This is a genomic window from Ruegeria sp. AD9, assembly GCF_056542305.1.
This window is the reverse complement of the sequence record NZ_JBQFZP010000002.1, coordinates 101,647-118,784: the sequence shown is the minus strand read 5'-3', so window position 1 is coordinate 118,784 and position 17,138 is coordinate 101,647. Positions and strand designations below refer to the sequence as shown.

Annotated in this window: 23 protein-coding genes; 11 read left to right on the top strand and 12 right to left on the bottom strand. The window is 57.4% G+C overall.

The annotated features are described in order from the left end of the window. Positions 1-125 precede the first annotated feature (125 nt). Positions 126-1,004 carry a glutathione-dependent disulfide-bond oxidoreductase gene (gene yghU, locus ACR0AM_RS03610; protein WP_480622142.1) on the top strand — a complete coding sequence of 293 codons (879 nt, stop codon included), beginning with the start codon at positions 126-128 and terminating at the stop codon, positions 1,002-1,004. 59 nt (positions 1,005-1,063) lie between these two features. Here yghU and ACR0AM_RS03605 read toward each other — a convergent pair whose 3' ends face one another. Both ACR0AM_RS03605 and ACR0AM_RS03600 read right to left on the bottom strand, forming a co-directional pair. Beyond that, positions 1,064-1,852, bottom strand: a complete 789-nt coding sequence (locus ACR0AM_RS03605) for an SseB family protein (RefSeq protein ID WP_480622141.1) — start codon at positions 1,850-1,852, stop codon at positions 1,064-1,066. Next, on the bottom strand, positions 1,845-2,432 hold the full coding sequence (locus ACR0AM_RS03600; protein ID WP_480622140.1) for a uracil-DNA glycosylase family protein: 588 nt from the start codon (positions 2,430-2,432) through the stop codon (positions 1,845-1,847). Before ACR0AM_RS03600 ends, ACR0AM_RS03605 begins: the two co-directional genes overlap by 8 nt. 249 nt (positions 2,433-2,681) lie before the next feature. Between ACR0AM_RS03600 and ACR0AM_RS03595 the strand changes: the two genes are divergently transcribed. From ACR0AM_RS03595 to ACR0AM_RS03580, 4 genes are read left to right on the top strand one after another with little or no spacing between them, the layout of a single operon-like run. Further along, on the top strand, positions 2,682-3,341 hold the full coding sequence (locus ACR0AM_RS03595; RefSeq protein WP_209504732.1) for an ABC transporter ATP-binding protein: 660 nt from the start codon (positions 2,682-2,684) through the stop codon (positions 3,339-3,341). After that, complete coding sequence (locus ACR0AM_RS03590; protein WP_480622139.1) at positions 3,319-4,902, top strand: capsule biosynthesis protein; 1,584 nt, start codon at positions 3,319-3,321, stop codon at positions 4,900-4,902. Before ACR0AM_RS03595 ends, ACR0AM_RS03590 begins: the two co-directional genes overlap by 23 nt. Before the next feature lie 5 nt (positions 4,903-4,907). Beyond that, positions 4,908-5,741, top strand: coding sequence for a 3-deoxy-8-phosphooctulonate synthase (gene kdsA, locus ACR0AM_RS03585; RefSeq protein WP_480622138.1), 834 nt, complete (start codon positions 4,908-4,910; stop codon positions 5,739-5,741). Positions 5,742-5,756: 15 nt separating this feature from the next. Then, on the top strand, positions 5,757-7,253 hold the full coding sequence (locus ACR0AM_RS03580; protein WP_480622137.1) for a phosphomannomutase/phosphoglucomutase: 1,497 nt from the start codon (positions 5,757-5,759) through the stop codon (positions 7,251-7,253). Between the two features lie 47 nt (positions 7,254-7,300). On the opposite strand, the gene ACR0AM_RS03575 is transcribed toward ACR0AM_RS03580, so the two are convergent. Then, positions 7,301-9,256 (bottom strand): AsmA family protein, encoded by a 1,956-nt coding sequence (locus ACR0AM_RS03575; protein WP_480622136.1) that lies wholly within the window; start codon positions 9,254-9,256, stop codon positions 7,301-7,303. Between the two features lie 95 nt (positions 9,257-9,351). Here ACR0AM_RS03575 and rimO point away from each other — a divergent pair, with 95 nt between their 5' ends. Continuing rightward, positions 9,352-10,740, top strand: a complete 1,389-nt coding sequence (rimO, locus tag ACR0AM_RS03570) for a 30S ribosomal protein S12 methylthiotransferase RimO (protein WP_480622135.1) — start codon at positions 9,352-9,354, stop codon at positions 10,738-10,740. Between the two features lie 138 nt (positions 10,741-10,878). Here the strand turns inward: rimO and ACR0AM_RS03565 are convergent, their stop codons facing one another. Then, the gene (locus tag ACR0AM_RS03565; protein WP_209504738.1) at positions 10,879-11,067 is read right to left on the bottom strand and encodes a hypothetical protein; all 189 of its coding nucleotides are present in this window, start codon (positions 11,065-11,067) and stop codon (positions 10,879-10,881) included. A gap of 226 nt (positions 11,068-11,293) precedes the next feature. Between ACR0AM_RS03565 and ACR0AM_RS03560 the strand changes: the two genes are divergently transcribed. Next, complete coding sequence (locus ACR0AM_RS03560) at positions 11,294-11,536, top strand: CDGSH iron-sulfur domain-containing protein (protein WP_480475549.1); 243 nt, start codon at positions 11,294-11,296, stop codon at positions 11,534-11,536. On the opposite strand, the gene ACR0AM_RS03555 is transcribed toward ACR0AM_RS03560, so the two are convergent. From ACR0AM_RS03555 to ACR0AM_RS03535, 5 genes are all read right to left on the bottom strand, one after another. Beyond that, positions 11,537-11,797, bottom strand: coding sequence for a DUF6455 family protein (locus tag ACR0AM_RS03555; protein ID WP_480622134.1), 261 nt, complete (start codon positions 11,795-11,797; stop codon positions 11,537-11,539). After that, positions 11,797-12,066, bottom strand: a complete 270-nt coding sequence (locus tag ACR0AM_RS03550) for a DUF6455 family protein (RefSeq protein ID WP_480605258.1) — start codon at positions 12,064-12,066, stop codon at positions 11,797-11,799. Before ACR0AM_RS03550 ends, ACR0AM_RS03555 begins: the two co-directional genes overlap by 1 nt. Positions 12,067-12,080: 14 nt before the next feature. Beyond that, positions 12,081-12,332 (bottom strand): DUF6455 family protein, encoded by a 252-nt coding sequence (locus ACR0AM_RS03545; RefSeq protein WP_480475543.1) that lies wholly within the window; start codon positions 12,330-12,332, stop codon positions 12,081-12,083. 68 nt (positions 12,333-12,400) lie between these two features. After that, the gene (locus tag ACR0AM_RS03540) at positions 12,401-12,769 is read right to left on the bottom strand and encodes a YigZ family protein (RefSeq protein WP_480475541.1); all 369 of its coding nucleotides are present in this window, start codon (positions 12,767-12,769) and stop codon (positions 12,401-12,403) included. Next, on the bottom strand, positions 12,766-13,473 hold the full coding sequence (locus ACR0AM_RS03535) for a M48 family metalloprotease (protein ID WP_480493647.1): 708 nt from the start codon (positions 13,471-13,473) through the stop codon (positions 12,766-12,768). Before ACR0AM_RS03535 ends, ACR0AM_RS03540 begins: the two co-directional genes overlap by 4 nt. Before the next feature lie 121 nt (positions 13,474-13,594). Here ACR0AM_RS03535 and ACR0AM_RS03530 point away from each other — a divergent pair, with 121 nt between their 5' ends. Beyond that, positions 13,595-13,834, top strand: coding sequence for a hypothetical protein (locus ACR0AM_RS03530; protein ID WP_267364243.1), 240 nt, complete (start codon positions 13,595-13,597; stop codon positions 13,832-13,834). Here the strand turns inward: ACR0AM_RS03530 and ACR0AM_RS03525 are convergent. Continuing rightward, positions 13,831-14,106: a DUF167 domain-containing protein gene (locus tag ACR0AM_RS03525; RefSeq protein WP_480622133.1), complete on the bottom strand. Its 276-nt coding sequence runs from the start codon at positions 14,104-14,106 to the stop codon at positions 13,831-13,833. The two genes, ACR0AM_RS03530 and ACR0AM_RS03525, sit on opposite strands and share 4 nt — an antisense overlap. A gap of 134 nt (positions 14,107-14,240) precedes the next feature. Here ACR0AM_RS03525 and ACR0AM_RS03520 point away from each other — a divergent pair, with 134 nt between their 5' ends. Both ACR0AM_RS03520 and ACR0AM_RS03515 read left to right on the top strand, forming a co-directional pair. Further along, the gene (locus tag ACR0AM_RS03520) at positions 14,241-14,819 is read left to right on the top strand and encodes a nitroreductase family protein (protein ID WP_480622132.1); all 579 of its coding nucleotides are present in this window, start codon (positions 14,241-14,243) and stop codon (positions 14,817-14,819) included. Next, positions 14,816-15,514 (top strand): EI24 domain-containing protein, encoded by a 699-nt coding sequence (locus ACR0AM_RS03515; RefSeq protein WP_480622131.1) that lies wholly within the window; start codon positions 14,816-14,818, stop codon positions 15,512-15,514. Before ACR0AM_RS03520 ends, ACR0AM_RS03515 begins: the two co-directional genes overlap by 4 nt. Positions 15,515-15,520: 6 nt before the next feature. Here the strand turns inward: ACR0AM_RS03515 and ACR0AM_RS03510 are convergent, their stop codons facing one another. Together ACR0AM_RS03510 and mce are read right to left on the bottom strand one after the other, a co-directional pair. After that, positions 15,521-15,793, bottom strand: a complete 273-nt coding sequence (locus ACR0AM_RS03510; protein ID WP_480519116.1) for a DUF1467 family protein — start codon at positions 15,791-15,793, stop codon at positions 15,521-15,523. A gap of 24 nt (positions 15,794-15,817) precedes the next feature. Then, positions 15,818-16,222 carry a methylmalonyl-CoA epimerase gene (gene mce / locus ACR0AM_RS03505; protein WP_170346086.1) on the bottom strand — a complete coding sequence of 135 codons (405 nt, stop codon included), beginning with the start codon at positions 16,220-16,222 and terminating at the stop codon, positions 15,818-15,820. A 136-nt stretch (positions 16,223-16,358) separates the two neighbouring features. Here mce and ACR0AM_RS03500 point away from each other — a divergent pair, with 136 nt between their 5' ends. Continuing rightward, positions 16,359-17,078, top strand: a complete 720-nt coding sequence (locus tag ACR0AM_RS03500; RefSeq protein ID WP_480622130.1) for a response regulator — start codon at positions 16,359-16,361, stop codon at positions 17,076-17,078. The last annotated feature ends 60 nt before the right edge of the window (positions 17,079-17,138 follow it).

The window sequence follows — 17,138 nt, the reverse complement described above, 5'->3', positions numbered from 1 at the left end:
CGTGAGAGTTTGGTCGCGGATTATTACAAATTAAGCCGGAAAAGCTGGGTTGGACTCGGCGGATTGCAACACTACCTGTAAGACTGCACCGAACGCGGCCCGGACAAAGGCATGAAAGGCAAGACATGAGCGACCAATCTTCGTATACCCCCCCAGCAGTCTGGGCATGGGACAGTGAAAGTGGCGGACAGTTCGCCAACATTAACCGACCTATTGCCGGCGCAACTCATGACAAGGACCTGCCGGTTGGACGCCACCCTTTGCAGTTGTATTCCCTTGCCACGCCCAACGGTGTCAAAGTCACCGTAATGCTGGAAGAATTGCTGGCATTGGGTCACGAAGGCGCTGAATACAACGCCTGGCTGATCAACATCAGCGATGGCGACCAGTTCGGTTCAGGGTTTGTCGAGGTCAACCCAAACTCGAAAATCCCCGCCCTTTGGGATCGCTCTGGCGACAAGCCGGTTCGGGTGTTTGAAAGCGCCTCGATCCTGTTTCATCTGGCTGAGAAGTTCGGAGAGTTTCTGCCTGCGTCCGGGCCGGAACGGACCGAAGTCATGAACTGGCTATTCTGGCAAATGGGCAGCGCCCCTTATCTGGGCGGCGGGTTTGGCCATTTCTACGCCTACGCGCCCGAAAAGTGGGAATACCCGATCAACCGCTTTGCGATGGAGGCAAAACGCCAGCTGGACGTTCTGGACAGGGAACTGGCGAACAAGACCTATATCGCGGGCGAGGAATACACGATTGCCGACATGGCGATCTGGCCGTGGTACGGTCAGCTGGTTCTGGGCCGTCTGTATAGCGCGGCAGAGTTCCTTGACGCGGAATCCTACAAGAACGTTGTACGCTGGGCCAAGGCGATTGACGCACGGCCTGCGGTTCAGCGTGGCCGTATGGTCAACCGCGCCTTTGGCGAGCCGCACACGCAGCTTCAAGAGCGCCACGACGCCAGCGATTTCGAAACACGCACGCAAGACAAACTGGAAGCTGCTGCGGAATAGCAGCGTCCCATCTTAGTGCCACGCGGCGCAATATGCGCCGCGTGTTTGCGTTTTGGTCGTTACTTCAGAATTGGTGGTTTCGCGGGATTGCTGCCCGGTACCTCGCGCACCAGATCTGCAACCTGCGGTTCGGGCAGGTCAAAGCGAAGCCCCGTCTTCGCCAGCAGCGCGGCAGCGGCGTCATCTGTGGCAAAGAACCCGACATCCATCGCCCCCGCCTCGACCCCCGAAAACGTCAACGCCTCCGAAGCTGCCTTGGCCAGCGCTGGCTCGGCCCCATCAACCGCTCCGACAAACCCCAGCAAATGACCCTGAGCGCCCGCTTCTGATTTCGTGGCGACCAGATAGGCCGCACTGGCAAGCCCGCCAGCAGTTGCCAGCTTTGCATCAAGGGCGGTCAACAGGCTGTCTGGCAAACCGGCGGGCGGCATGAACTCGGCAAGCTTTTCCTCGACCTCTTCCGGGCCATGCAACAACGTTTCGGCCAGCCAGCCCAAGGCCTCGGCAGGCACCAGCATGGATGATGGGGCAGTTTCCAGGTTCAGGCCCAGCCCGATCTCCTGCCCTGCCAGCATCGCCGACAACACACGCCCCGACAGCGCAACATAAGGCACAGGCCTCCCCGCAAACTGCGCCAATCGTTCCTCGCGGTCGAAAGCCAACACAAAGCGCCCGTCGGCCACATCGAACACTTCGGGCGAGATGTTTTCGCCCACCGCTTCTTCTGTCAGCATCAAGAACAGCTCACTATCAGCAAGCCGTTCAAAAAACCGCAGACGGGCAGCATCGTTCTGCGGATCTGCCAGCATCGCGGCATGCGCCGTGTCCAACGCTGTGGTTTCAGTCATTCAGCACCTCTTGGACCCGCGCGCGCAGAACCGGCAGCAGTTCTGCCTCGAACCACGGGTTTTTCTTTACCCATGCCGTATTCCGCCAGGACGGATGAGGCAAGGCAAAGACCCGCGGCGCATGGTCCTGCCAGTTCCAAACGGTGTCCGTCACCGAACCCCGCGCGCCCAGATGATATTTATGCGCATGACCACCGACCAACACCGTCAACGGCACCTGCCCCAGTTCCTGCATCACCCTGTCATGCCAGGTATTGCCGCATATCGCGGGCGGAGGAAGGTCAGAGCCGCGGGCATCATAGCCGGGGAAACAGAATGCCATGGGCACAATCGACACGAGGTCACGATCATAAAACACAGGTGCATCGACCCCAAGCCAGTGGCGCAGCCTGTCGCCTGACGGGTCAGTAAAGGGCTGCCCCGACTCGTGCACGCGCGCACCCGGTGCCTGCCCTGCGATCAGGATGGGTGTTCCGCGCCGAAACCAAACCACCGGGCGGGGTTCATGAGCAGTTTTGGTTTGCGCAAAGGACGCAGCGCACAGGCGGCACGCGCGGATTTCGCCATCTAGATTTTCCATCTGGTTGCGTAACCTCCCAAAGCTGTTTTGCAAAGATCAGGTGTGAAACCACATAATAAAGGTGCGGCAGATTACCAGAAGTGCAGCGGAATTGCCGACAACCGATCAGTTGTTTGCGGGTTTGGCAGCAACGCATTGAACATTTGTTTCATAATTCGACATAATGTAGCCAACATGGATTGGTAAAAACCATCCTTTCTGACCGCCTGAAAGCGCGGCGACACAACGGAAACGAGCAGCAGGCCCCGAATGCTAGAGTTCGACAATGTCAGCAAGTCCTTCTGGACCGGGACGCGCCGCAAGGTGATCCTGGACAGGGTCTCGTTCCGTGTCGAACTGGGTACGTCGCTGGGCGTTCTGGCCCCGAATGGTACTGGCAAAACCACACTGATCAACATGATGGCCGGTCTGGAAAAGCCCGACGAAGGTGTGATCCGCCGCGAATGCCGGGTCTCTTTTCCCATGGGTTTTACCGGGGGTGTAACCGGCAAGTTGTCAGCGCTTGAGAACGCGCGATACATCGCCAAGATTTACGGCATGGACCCGGACTATGTTGAGGCGTATTGCAAATGGCTCTGCGGCTTGGGTGAATATTTCGAACAGCCGTTGTCCACCTATTCTTCGGGGATGCGATCACGATTCACGTTTTCTTTGATGCTGGCGCTGGATTTCGACATGTATCTTGTCGATGAAGGGATGCCAGCATCTACCGATGTTGAATTCAACGAAAAGGCAGGGGCGATCCTGAAGGAAAGGTTGCGCACTACGACTTTGGTGATCGTGTCGCACAGCCCGACTGTATTGGAAAAATTCGCTCAGCAGGCCGCCGTTCTGCTGGACGGGCAATTGTACATGTTTGACTCCTTGGAAGAGGCAAAGCAGCTATATGACTACGAAACCCAAGGTTAGAAAGTACAACTGGCGCAACAATCGTCAGGTGGACGATTCGGCTGAGGCGCGTGCGGATGCAATCTCTCGTATACGGGGCGCGACGCAAGGCCAGGCACCAGCGGCCGAGGCTCAGCCAGGCACGCAAATTGACGACATCAAGCGCGAAGGCCTGACAGGCCGCCAGTTGCGCATCGCGCGAAAACTGGCGCAGAAACACGGACTGGCAGCAACATCGGACTATGATGCGGTGCGCTTGCTGCGCAAGAAAGGCATTGATCCGTTTCAGCGCACGAACCTTCTTGATCTTGCCGCGGCAAAGCCCTCGGCACAGGGCGACAGTTCGAAGGTCAAAGACAAGATCAGCATTCAGTTGCCGCAATCCATTGGCGCAAGCACACCGAACCTTCCGGGACCCGAGCTCAGCCCGGCTGAGCGGCGCAACCTTGAAATCGGTCAGATTCAGAAGGACATCGCGCGTCGACGCAGGCGTAAGCTGTTTGGCCTTTTCGCACGTTTGGCCGCTTTTGTGTTCCTGCCGACCTTTGTTGTGGGGTTCTATTTCTATCGCATCGCCACCCCGATGTATGCCAGCGATTCCGAGTTTCTGATCCTGCAAGCCGATGGCGGGCCAGGCTCTATCGGCGGGCTGCTTGCCGGGACGCAATTCGCCACCACGCAGGATTCCATCTCGGTTCAGTCTTTCCTGGAGTCGAAAGAGGCTTTGTTGCTGCTGGATCGGGACGCAGGGTTTTCCGATGTCTTCAGGCAGGAAAAGATTGATCCGATTCAAAGGCTGTCGCCCGACGCCACGCTGGAAGACGCATACAAGCTGTTCAAACGCATGATCACCATCGGGTATGACCCAACCGAAGGGGTCATTCGGATGGAGGTTGTAGCACCGGACGCACAGACCTCGACCGAGTTCTCGGAGCGTTTGATCTCTTACGCCGAAGATCGGGTGAATGCCCTGTCCGGCAAGAAGCGCGAAGACCAGATGCGCGATGCATTGGAAAGCTTTGAAGCGGCGCAGGAGGCGCGGCGGCAGGCGCAGGAGGAATTGATCGAGCTTCAGCTTCAAGGGGCGGTGCTGGACCCCGAGAATGTCATTGCCAGCCTGCGCGCCCGCATCAACGAGATCGAGATATTGGTGCAGGACAAAGAGCTTGAACTTGCCGCCCTGCAGGACAACCTGCGCCCGAACAAAGCCAAGGTTGACGGTGTCAAGGCTGACATTGCCCGGCTTGAAAAGGTGCTGGAACAACTGAATGCCGAGATGCAGGATGCTTCCGATGGCGAAAATTCGCTGGCGCGGTTGAGCGTGCGCATCCAGATCGCTCAGGCGGATCTGGCGGCGCGGGACATGATGCTGCAAACGGCAATGCAGCAAATGGAATCGACCCGATCCGAAGCCAACCGGCAGGTGCGTTATCTGACCGTCTCGGTGAACCCTATCCCCAGTCAGGAACCCAGCTATCCGCGCAAGTTCGAAAATACGATTTTGGCATTCCTGTTGTTTGCTGGTATCTACCTCATGATCTCGCTTACCGCGTCGGTCCTTCGTGAACAGGTATCCTCATAAGACTCATGAAACATGTAAAAATCTCCGACCTGACAGTCGGCAACGACCTTCCGCTGACCATCATTGCAGGCCCCTGCCAGCTTGAAACGGCAGACCACGCGCAGATGATTGCTGGTAAGATAAAAGAGGCCTGCGACGCAGCCGGTGCGCAATATGTCTTCAAAGCATCTTATGACAAGGCAAACCGGACCTCGCTGTCCGGCAAGCGCGGCATGGGCATTGATGCGGGGTTGCAGGTTCTGGATAGCATCCGCAAATCGATGGGCATTCCGGTCCTGACCGATGTTCATACCGAAGCGCAGTGCGCCATCGCCGCCGAGGCGGTAGACGTCCTGCAAATCCCGGCGTTTTTGTGCCGCCAGACGGATATGCTGCTCGCTGCGGGCAATACGGGCGCAGTGGTCAATGTGAAAAAGGGTCAGTTTCTCGCGCCGTGGGAGATGCCCAATATCGTGTCCAAGATCGAAAGCACGGGGAATCATAATATCCTGCTGACCGAACGTGGCACTTCATTCGGCTATAACACGCTGGTGGCTGATATGCGGTCCCTGCCGCAAATGGCCCAAACCGGTTATCCGGTGGTGATGGATGCGACCCATTCCGTGCAGCAACCGGGTGGAAAAGGTGGCTCCTCGGGCGGGCAACGCGAATTTGCTCCGGTCATGGCGCGCGCCGCCGTGTCGCTGGGTATTGGCGCGGTGTTCATTGAAACACACCAAGATCCGGACAATGCCCCTTCGGATGGGCCCAACATGATACCGTTGGATCAGATGCCCCAACTCATTGACACTTTGATGCGCTTCGATGCGCTGGCCAAAGCTGATCCTATTCAGATTTAACGATTGAGACTTGTTATGACCAAACCGATTCCCGAGGTAACACCAAACACCTGGAGCTTTCTCCGCGACGCAATGATCAAACCCACCGGGTTTCGCGAATACGACGCCCGATGGAAATATCCGGAAGAGATTAACCTGCCGGGCATGACGGCGCTTGGCCTAGGGCTTGGCACGCAAATGCGCAGGCGCGGGATCGAGCCCGTGATCGCTGTAGGAAACGATTACCGTGACTATTCACTGGCGATCAAAAACGCCCTGATCCTGGGATTGATACAGGCCGGAATCCGCGTGAAAGACATTGGCCCTGCGCTTAGCCCGATGGCCTATTTCGCACAGTTTCATCTGGATGTACCGGCCGTGGCGATGGTTACGGCCAGCCATAATCCAAACGGCTGGACTGGGGTCAAAATGGGATTTGACCGCCCTTTGACACACGGCCCCGACGAGATGTCTGAATTGCGCGACATCGTTCTGAATGGCGAAGGTCAGACGCATGCGGGTGGATCTTGGGAATTCGTCGAGGGCGTGAAAGAAGCGTATATCGACGACCTCGTCGGCGATTTCAAAGTGTCCCGCCCGCTAAAGGTTGTCTGCGCAACCGGAAACGGCACCGCTTCGGCCTTTGCGCCCGAAATCTTCGAACGGATGGGGGTTGAGGTCGTCCCCAGCCATAACCGGCTGGATTACACTTTCCCGAATTACAACCCGAACCCCGAAGCGATGGAAATGCTGCATGACATGGCGGCAACGGTAAAATCCAGCGGTGCCGATCTGGCACTTGGGTTTGACGGTGACGGTGATCGTTGCGGCGTCGTCGATGATGAAGGTGAAGAAATCTTTGCCGACAAGGTGGGCGTGATCATGGCCCGCGATCTGGCCAAGCTGCACCCCGGATCGACCTTTGTCGCAGATGTGAAATCTACCGGCCTGTTTGCCAGCGATCCCGAGCTACAGGCCCTTGGCGTCAAGGTAGATTACTGGAAAACCGGCCACAGCCACATGAAACGGCGCGTCAAGGAAATCGGTGCGCTGGCTGGGTTTGAAAAGTCGGGCCATTACTTTCTGGCCGAGCCGGTCGGGCGCGGTTATGACTGCGGAATGCGCGTCGCGGTCGAGATCTGTAAACTGATGGACCGCAACCCGGATCAAAGCATGTCCGACCTGCGCAAAGCTCTGCCCAAGACCTGGTCGACGCCCACCATGTCACCCTATGCAGCAGATACCGAAAAATACGATATCCTGCAGCGACTGGTCGACAAGCTGGTTGCCAAAAGCGAAGCTAATAAGACATTTGCTGGCCGCGCGATCAAGGAGGTCGTTACGGTGAACGGCGCACGTGTCATTCTGGACAACGGCAGCTGGGGGCTGGTGCGGGCTTCATCCAACACACCCAATCTGGTGGTCGTGTGTGAAAGCAGCGAAAGCGAAGCTGAGATGCGTGCGATCTTTGCCGATATTGATGCAGTGATCCGAACCGAACCCGGTGTTGGAGATTACGATCAAACCATCTGAAGAAAACTGCTTGGGGCATATCTGATTGCCCCAAGCGCAACACTTGCTCAGTTGCTGCCAAACAGTTTGAGCAGCCCTTTCTTCGCCTCTTCTTCCAGCTTGTTCTTAAGCGCATCTTCGATCTGATCGCTGTCCGTGATGGTGGTATCCAGCTCGTTTCCAACCTTTTCGAAAACTTTCTGTTTCGCGTCGTTTTCCAGCTCCTTGACCTTCACATCTGCCGCTGCTTCGATGACCTTGGTCAGATCCGGCTTGATTGACGGGTTGCTCCACGGGCCAACGATGCGCACAGGCACCGAGATGCCCTGCCCCGAATTGGCACGCAAAGCTACAGGCGTGAACAGATAATCGATATTGCGCGCGCCCAGCCCCACGACCCCCTGACCATCGGCACGGTAATTCTTGAGCGACATGAGCAGATCGTTATTCGTCAACATACCCTGATCGATGGTAAAGCTGGCCGACAGGCTGTTGAACACCGTTGTTCCACCCGATCCGGTCCCCTGCCCCATAAGTCGATCCAGATCGAAACCGGATATTACCCCCGTCCCGACATCCAGATTCCCCTTCCCGCTGAGAGAGCGCATGATCTGATCCTCAGACTGACCGACACCCAGAAACTCAATGGTTCCTGCCGCGCTTCCCGACAGGCGTTCGACACCGGCCAACGTTGACAATGCCTGTTTCAGATCAATCTCACTTGCCGTCACCTTGCCGCCCACGGACAGGCCATTGCGATTATTGGCAACCACCTGCCCGTTCAACTGACCCGAAAACAACGTCGCCGGATGCATCGCAAGAACCGCCCGCGCGTGATCCAGTGTCAGCGTCAGGTCACTTTTCCCAAACGTCATGCCGGGAACTGCGATTGAGTTGGCCGTCAGGCGAATATTGCCATTCGCCAAAGCCAACGCGGATGCGTCGATTGGGTCTTTTGACCAGCCTTCCTGAGCTGGTGAAGCAAGCTGAGACGCGCCACCCGACTCGGTGCCGGTTTCGGATATCTTCGACAGGTCCAGATCGCCCGCATCCAGGCGTGCGACGATCTGAGGGGGATCGGAAATGGTGATATCCGCCTCTCCGACAAACCGGTTGCCATCCAACTGCGCTGTCATGTTCCGCAGGGAAATCCGACCGTCCCGCGTATAGGTCATTTGCGCAGAGATATCGGCAACGTTACCCAATCCCGACGGCACAGCCACGCCCGCCTGACCGAAGGCCGCCAGCATCTTTTCTGTATCTTGGGTGATGATCTTTGTGGTTCCGTCCATCTCTCCGGCCAGATTGACGTGGCCGTCAAAGCCAATCTTACCACCCGGTGCAGTCAGGACCAATTCAAGCGCGGTTACGAACCCTGCGGCAAAGGCTGGCAAGTCCGGAATCTTCAAATCAACCTGAACAGCACCTCCGGGTACAGGCATTGATGCCTCCATTACCATCGGTGCAGTGACCTGAGGCCAACTGGCCGACAAGGTTACATCAGGAAAGTCCATCTGCGTGGCACCGTCTTCCACATAGATCAGTCGCGCATTATTAAGCTGCAACTCTTCCAAAGTTACGGCCGACGATGCGCTGGCCGGAACCGTCCCTGCAGACGGTGTGGCAGTCGCGGTGGTCACAGGCACGCTCAGCTCCCAGTTTCCGCGCCCTTGCGAACGCTCCAGCCGCAGCACCGGGTTTTCCGCGAAAACGCGTTTGATCCGCAGATCCCCGTTCAAAAGCGCAGCAGCATCCACGCCCACGGCAAGGCTATCAGCGCTCAGCATCGGCTCTGGCCCGGCCCAGCTGGCGTTCCCAAAACGCACGGGCCCGGTTTCCATCCCCAGCACCGGCCAGAACGACAGGCGCACATCGCCGCTCAATCTCAGTTCGCGCCCGGTCTGGGCTTTGACCTGCTCAGCCAGAATCGCGCCAAGCTTGTCTCCGGGCATCAGCAAAAGCGCGCCAATTACCAGCGCAATCACTGCCACAACAATAAACAGGATGCGTATCAGCCATTTCATGATCTGCTCTCCGCCTTTTGGCTTGTCTTTGCCGCGATCATTCAAATCGCACGTCACATTTGCAAGAGGAAGCTTTCCCCACTATATGCCGCGCCATGACGACGAACCCGCCAAACCTCCGCCCCGACCTGGCTCCGGCCGCCCGGATCACCGAGACACCCCGTTCAAACCAGCCGACGATCGGCATGGTGTCGCTGGGCTGTCCAAAAGCTTTGGTCGACAGCGAACGCATTCTGACCCGGCTTCGTGCTGAAGGATACGGCATTTCGCCCGATTATGCCGGGGCCGATGCCGTCATTGTGAACACCTGCGGGTTCCTCGACAGCGCCAAGGCGGAATCGCTGGACGCAATCGGAGAGGCGCTGGTTGAAAACGGCAAGGTCATCGTCACCGGCTGTCTGGGGGCCGAACCGGATTACATCCGCGAACACCACCCCCGCATCATGGCGGTCACCGGACCGCATCAGTACGAGCAGGTTATGGATGCGGTTCACGCCGCCGTTCCCCCTGACCCTGACCCGTTCGTTGATCTGCTGCCCGCCAGCAGCGTTCGATTGACCCCCCGCCACTACAGTTATCTGAAAATCTCAGAGGGCTGTAACCACAAATGCAAGTTCTGCATCATCCCTGATATGCGGGGAAAACTGGCCAGCCGTCCGGCCCATGCGGTTCTACGCGAGGCGGAAAAGCTGGTCGAAAACGGCGTGCGAGAACTGTTGGTGATCTCGCAGGATACTTCGGCCTATGGGCTGGACCGGAAATACGATGTGAACCCGTGGAAAGACCGCGAGGTGCGCAGCCACATCACCGATCTGGCCCGTGAACTGGGTCAGATGGATGCCTGGGTGCGGCTGCACTATGTCTATCCCTATCCACATGTGCGCGAGTTGATCCCCCTGATGGCGGATGCCGGGTCCAACATATTGCCGTATCTGGATATCCCGTTCCAGCACGCCCACCCGGATGTTCTGAAACGGATGGCCCGCCCCGCCGCAGCGGCCAAAACTCTGGACGAAATCCAAGCCTGGCGCGCAATCTGCCCCGATATCACCCTGCGTTCGACCTTTATCGTTGGCTATCCGGGTGAGTCCGAGGCCGAATTCCAAACCCTGCTGGACTGGATGGACGAGGCGCAACTGGATCGAGTCGGCTGTTTTCAATACGAAAACGTGGACGGTGCGCGCTCAAACGACCTTCCCGATCACGTCCCGGCCGAAGTCAAGCAAGAGCGGTGGGATCGCTTCATGGAAAAGGCTCAGGCCATTTCAGAAGCCAAGTTGCAGGCTAAAGTCGGACAAACGCTTCAAGTAATCGTCGACGAAGTGGATGACGAAGCCGCCACCTGCCGCACCAAATCGGACGCTCCCGAGATCGACGGCAACCTGTTCATTGACGAGGGCTTCGAAGGCTTCAAACCCGGCGATATCGTCACCGTCGAAGTGGACGAGGCGGGGGAATACGATCTGTGGGGGAAACCCGTTTAACGCCAGTAGCCTGCCCCATAGTGTTTTCGGGTCAATAGTTACGAAGTACTGCTCAGGTAGAAAAAAACCGCCATGAATGGCGGCGAAAATTCCTGAAAATGGTGCAGGCGGTCCGTAGTCAAACCGCCTGCGAAAAGCTTACTGAGAAACCGGGTTGCAGACGGTTTGACCTGCTTCGGTTGTTGCCAGTTCATAGCCTGCCGAGCAGCTGGCCGAGCCATACTTGTCATAGTCGGGTTGTACGTAAACAGGGGTCGGTTCTTCCTGCTGCGCACAAGCGGTCAGGACCAGGGCAAATGCGCCAACGGCTGCAAGTTTCAGTTTCATGTCCGTCAATCCTCTATTACTTTTCTGATATTGCCCAGCTTTTCGGGCCGCTTCCAGAGTACGGGCTGAACGGCAATCTGGCAACTAAAACGGTCACTTCCTTGTGAGGAAGAGCGATTCCATGCCAGTTCGAAGCCCAAACGATGATCCTTGCGGCATTACAGCTACCTTTTTGTCTGCATCGTCCTAAACTGTGTGACGTTTCAGCCAAATACGGAGAAGCCACATGTCAGACACACCCGTTATTGCCCAGAAAACCCCTTTTCCAGTCGAAGTTGCCGAAGGAAAAACCTATTTCTGGTGCGCGTGTGGAAAGTCAAACCGGCAACCCTTTTGCGATGGCTCACATAAAGACAGCGGGTTCGAACCGGTGAAATATACGGCCGAGGCCAGCAAAAAGGTCTTTTTTTGCGGGTGCAAACACAGTGCAAACGCGCCGTTGTGCGATGGAACGCATAAAGACCTTTGATCAGCCCTTCAATCTGTTCAGTGTCTCTGAATTTGCACAGAAATCTGGGGCCGTGTCCGCTGGATTCTGCCGCTGAGCCAGCCAGTTTGTGCATTGCGCACCACAGCCCGAGGCGCGACAGCGCGTGACCAGTTCAGCGTATCCTTCGGGCGACAACCGCCCTTCGGCCATGGCTTCGCTCAGTGAAACTCCCATGCTGCGGGAAACAGAGCGCGTCAACCAAAAGTGCTTTTCGACCTCACCCAGAATATCCCGAGGCATCACGCGTCCTCCGCTTGCAAAGCTTTGATGGCCTTGAATCGACCGCGGTTCGGGCATGTGCACGGGGCATGATCAATCTGTTCGCGCCGTTCCAGCCACTCCGGACAGGTTCTGGCCCAGGTACAGCCGCGACACTGTTGCACGATCTCGGCCCAATCCTCATGTTTCAGGTGACCATCCCGATAGGCTGCGGCCAAGTCGGTTCCTGTGACCTGACCCATCCGCAGTACCAGACGAAGGTGGGCCATGATTTCACCGAGTCGTGGCATGACGAACCTGACAGTTAAGGCATCAATTTGTGCAGTAACTCCTGGTTACGGCAGTATTCCGGTGTCCGCCCAGCGGTCGCCATTTTGTTGAGCAGATCCTGACAATGATCCGGGTTTGGACAATCGGTACATCGCAGAACTGCCTCGGAAATCTGGTCGAAAGACACCTTGCCACCAATGGCTGCTTCCTCAAGATCGATGTCCAGCATTCTGGCCATGTCGTCCACCAATCCGGCATGAAGCCTCAAGGACTCTCGGGTGGGCATGCTGTATCCTTTCCCTTTCGCGCTTTACGAAATCGTAGCGCATCCGGGGCGTCATACTTTGACACAGGTCAAAATTGGGCGCCGATGTGATCCAGATAGGCCCGGGTTGCATCCTGAACGCGGCGAAAGCGGTCCCCACCCAGCTTTTTGCCTCCGTACCAGCGGGTGACGATGATCACGTGATTGTCCAGCCCTGCACGCTCGATCATCCGCAGGATTACCATACCGGCCCCGCTTTCCCCATCATCGGCCTTCAGTGCACCGGTCGGCAAAGAGGCGGCCCAGGTGTTATGTGTGGCCTTGGCATAGGATTTATCGGACTTCAGTTGATCCAGAACCGCGTCAACTTCCGCGCGCGACGCCACAGGCGCGCCAGATACCGCATATTTCGACCCGCGATCCGTCAAAATTACGCCAAGGCGCACAAGATCGGTCATTGCGTCAGCCCCAGTTGCGTGGCGGTTTCAAGCACGATGTGCACGCGCTGCGCGTTTGGTGGGTGGGTGCCCAGAAACCTGTCGCCAGGATCCGGAATCCGGTCAAAGAACTTCGCCCCAACCAGCGGGTTGTAGCCCGCATTATGTGTAATGATCGTTCCCATCTGGTCAGCTTCAAGTTCAAAAGCCTTCACATAAGCCTGAACACCAACCTGCGCGCCCACTTTCTGAGCCTCTTCTATGTCGGCGGCGTCACCCCCGCGCAGCTTTTCCGCCTTTCCAAACTCAGTGGCGCTTGCGCTGGCATTTTCGCTTTGCCTTGCGATGTGCCCCAGAACGTGATGGGCCGCCTCATGTCCCATGACAAAAGCCAGTTCGTCTGCGTTTTGCGTAGAACGGATCATCGCAACGGTAAAAATGATGGTAGGTTGCCGCTGGTCGTCCAATGTCTGAAAGGCATTGGCGGATGCGCGCGGATTCAGGTCAACGAGAATCTGGAAATCGCATTTCTGAGGCCTTGGTTGCTTCAAACACTGGCTGCGGGCCTCAGCCACGATGTTCTGGCTGACTTCGCGAAAGGTCTGGGCAACATCCTCAGAACCCGGCCCTTCACCCAGCCAGTCCGCGGCAGGCTGCAAGCGCAATGCACCTTCCGCACAGGCCGCAAGCAGCAGGGGAAACACCAAAACAAAGCGTCTGCGCATGTTACGTCCTTCGGCTCGGTCTGACTGCGATTTCAACATAGTACCTGCCGCTCAGAGTGACCACACAATGCTTTGAAACGAACGTCTTGCATTGCGCGTCGACGGCTTGCACTCTGTCCTTATGTTTTCGATTGAGCATGAATTCGACTCGACGGTCATAACGCTTGTGGACGAAGGTGAAAAACCCTTGCAGGAAGATGTTGTGATCAACAATTTCGCCGAATGCGTCACGCTGGAACAGTTTGATCCGCGAACCGACCAGGTGCAAAAGATCACCTTGTCGCCCGAACAGGTCCGCGACCTGGCCGCAGCGCTGGACCTGCCCGAGGGTGTTTACCAGATCCGTGAAACGGGACCTTAGGGCACATAGACAAACACCTTGTTGCGCGCGGTTTGCCCCTGCTTGAGTGTCAGTGTCGAAGGGGCAACGCGAAGGCACCTCGCAAGGATCGCCTGAACCGCATGGTTGGCTTTGCCACTGTCAGGCGGAGCCGTGACAAATACCCTGATCTGCCCGCCTTCCACGATCACCCGGTCGCGCGCGGCCTTAGGTGTTACTTTCAAGTGAAACACTGCCCCGGCGTGCGCCTGCGCGCTGAGATCCGGCAGATCTCGTAGTTTCGATTTCGCCATTGTCGCCCCTTCCCTCAATAGTCTTGCATGATGGGCGGTAGGATGAAATTGATCCACGCGATCCGTCGCCGCGCCCTTGAAACCCTCGGCATGCCGACCAAGATACAGAGACGTGATGTAAAGGAAGTTAACATATGTCCATGAAAAACCCCGCTGCTCTGGAGTTTTTGCAGTCGCGCCGGTCCCGACCCGCCAAGACACTGGTTGCCCCGGCTCCGACACGGGACGAATTGCGCCCCCTGCTGACCGCAGCCGCACGCAGCCCCGATCACGGAAAACTGGAACCCTGGCGATTTATCGTTCTGGAACAGGGGGCCATGGCACGGTTGGCAACCCTGACCGAGGCCTGCGGGCAACGGCTGAACAAAAGTCCAGAAGACATTGCAAAAGCGCGCAGCCAGTTCGACATGGGGCATCTGGCCGTAGCCGTAATCGAAGTACAAAAACCGTCCGAGAAAATACCCGCAATCGAACAAACCTATTCTGCGGGCGCGGTCTGTCTGGCCCTGCTGAATGCCGCGCTGGCCGCGGGTTGGGGTGCAAACTGGCTGACAGGTTGGCAAACCCACGACCACGACTTCTGTGTCGACGCCTTTGGCCTTGCCAAGAACGAGCGTGTCGCCGGACTGATACATATCGCCACCGAAGGAACTGCCCCACCCGAACGCCCGCGGCCCGATGTGGCAGCCATAACGGAATGGATCACAGAATGATCATCCTGAACGCCTTTTTCAGCGCACTAAGCCAGATCGGAGATCCCAAGTTCCGTGCCGTTCTGCTGCGCGGTGTAGGTTTGACCATCCTGTTGCTGGGTCTTGCATGTGTCGGTGCGATCAGGTTGATCAACTGGTTGTCGGGCAGTGAAATCTCGCTGCCATTGGTCGGAGCTGTCCCGTGGCTGAACGACGTTCTGAACTATTCAGGTATCGTTCTCGTCCTGGTCCTGCCTGTTTTCCTGATGGTACCGGTGGCGTCAGCCATCACATCGATCTTTCTGGACGAAGTGGCGCAGGCGGTCGAGGACAAGCATTTTCCAGCCTTGCCACCTGCACGACGCATTCCGGTGTCGGAGGCCCTGAAGGACGGCCTCAGCTTTCTTGGCGTGCTGATTGTAGCAAACCTGCTGGCGCTGATCCTCTATGCGATCTTCACCCCGTTTGCGCCCTTCATCTTCTGGGCCATGAACGGGTTCCTGTTGGGGCGGGAATACTTCACGCTGGCCGCCATACGCCGGATCGGGCGGGATGGCGCGCGCCAATTGCGGGCCCGACATTCGACCACGATCTGGGTCGCCGGAACCCTGATGGCCATTCCGCTGTCGATACCGCTGTTGAATCTGGTGATCCCGATCCTTGGCGCGGCGACATTCACCCATGTTTATCATGCTGTGTCAGGCCAAAAGGTCTGACACAGATTACCTCGGCTCCAGTTGGTTCAACCAGTCGAGGTCCCGCACTGAAATCACACCGGAAATGATGATCCCGGCAATGATCGCCCACAAAACCACAGCAATGGCGGTGGTGATCCACATCTTGGCTTTCATGTGATGGACTTCCGGCGCACCCGCATGGGTGCCCGGAACGATATCGTTCAGGTCACCCTGAGTTTTGATGCGAATGGGCAGCACCACAAGCAACGTCATGAACCAGATGACGGCGAACAGCACCAATGCAGCAGTAATGGTCACTTCAGGTCCCCCGGGTTTTGCGGATCATACCTGTTCCAGCTCGACCAGGCAGCCGTTGAAATCCTTGGGGTGCAGAAACAGAACCGGTTTACCATGCGCACCGATCTTGGGCTCACCTGATCCCAGAACACGGGCTCCGGTTGCTTTCAGATGATCACGGGCCGCGATGATATCCTCGACCTCGTAACATACATGGTGGATGCCGCCGGCCGGGTTCTTTTCCAAGAACCCGTTGATCGGGCTGTCATCACCCAGCGGATACAGAAGTTCGATCTTGGTGTTGGGCAGTTCGATGAACACGACCGTGACACCATGATCCGGCTCGTCCTGCGGCGCGCCGACTTTGGCGCCCAGCGCGTTGCGGTATTGCTCGGACGCCGCCTCAAGATCCGGTACGGCGATGGCGACGTGGTTCAGACGTCCAATCATGTCTCACTCCTGCTGTCCTGCGTTGCATGGGTTATGGGGGCTGATCCGCCAAAGGACAAGTGCGCCAAATCGCGCGTTAACGTCGTGTTAGCCAGGAGTTCCTAGCGTGAAGCATCTGCTGCATAGGAGAGCTGCCATGGACGATTCGGGCCTACTTGCCACCACCACCGCCGCGCCCACCGCGACTCGACCCTTGCTGGGTCAGACAATATTGGTTGTCGAAGACAGCCGGTACGCTTGCGATGCCATCCGCCTGATGTGCCTGCACAGCGGCGCGCGCATTCGCCGTGCGGATTGCCTGAAATCGGCGCGAAGGCATCTACAGATCTATCGGCCTTCGGTCATCCTGGTCGATATGGGTCTGCCCGACGGGTCCGGAGCTGACCTGATCGCCGAACTGGCCGAAGCTTCACCACGGATCAGCGTGATCATGGGCCTGTCGGGCGATGACGCTACCGAAGGTCTGGCGTACGCAGTCGGGGCGGATGGATTTCTGTCCAAGCCGATAAAATCATTGTCTTATTTTCAGAAGTCCATTCTGGAGCGCCTGCCCGAAGATCGACGCCCAAGCGGGCTCCACTCGGTTCGCGACGAAGTCATCCGACCCGACCCGATGGCTTATCAGGACGACATGGCGCATATCGCCGATGTCCTTACCGGGCCCAACGATCATCGCACATGGGATTACGCCGCCCAGTTTCTGCAAGGGGTCGCACGGGAAGCCGATGACAGACCGTTGGCAGAAGCCGCCCGAAAGCTGGCGCTGTCACGGGCGAACGGCGCACCGATCACGGCGCAGGCAGCGCAGGTCGCCGGCATGGTGCAGAACCGTTTGGAACAAAGAAAGGCGATTTGACGTGATTGCAGCTTATTTCATCACTGCAACGCTTCTGTGCATCTGGGCCTATCGCCAAAC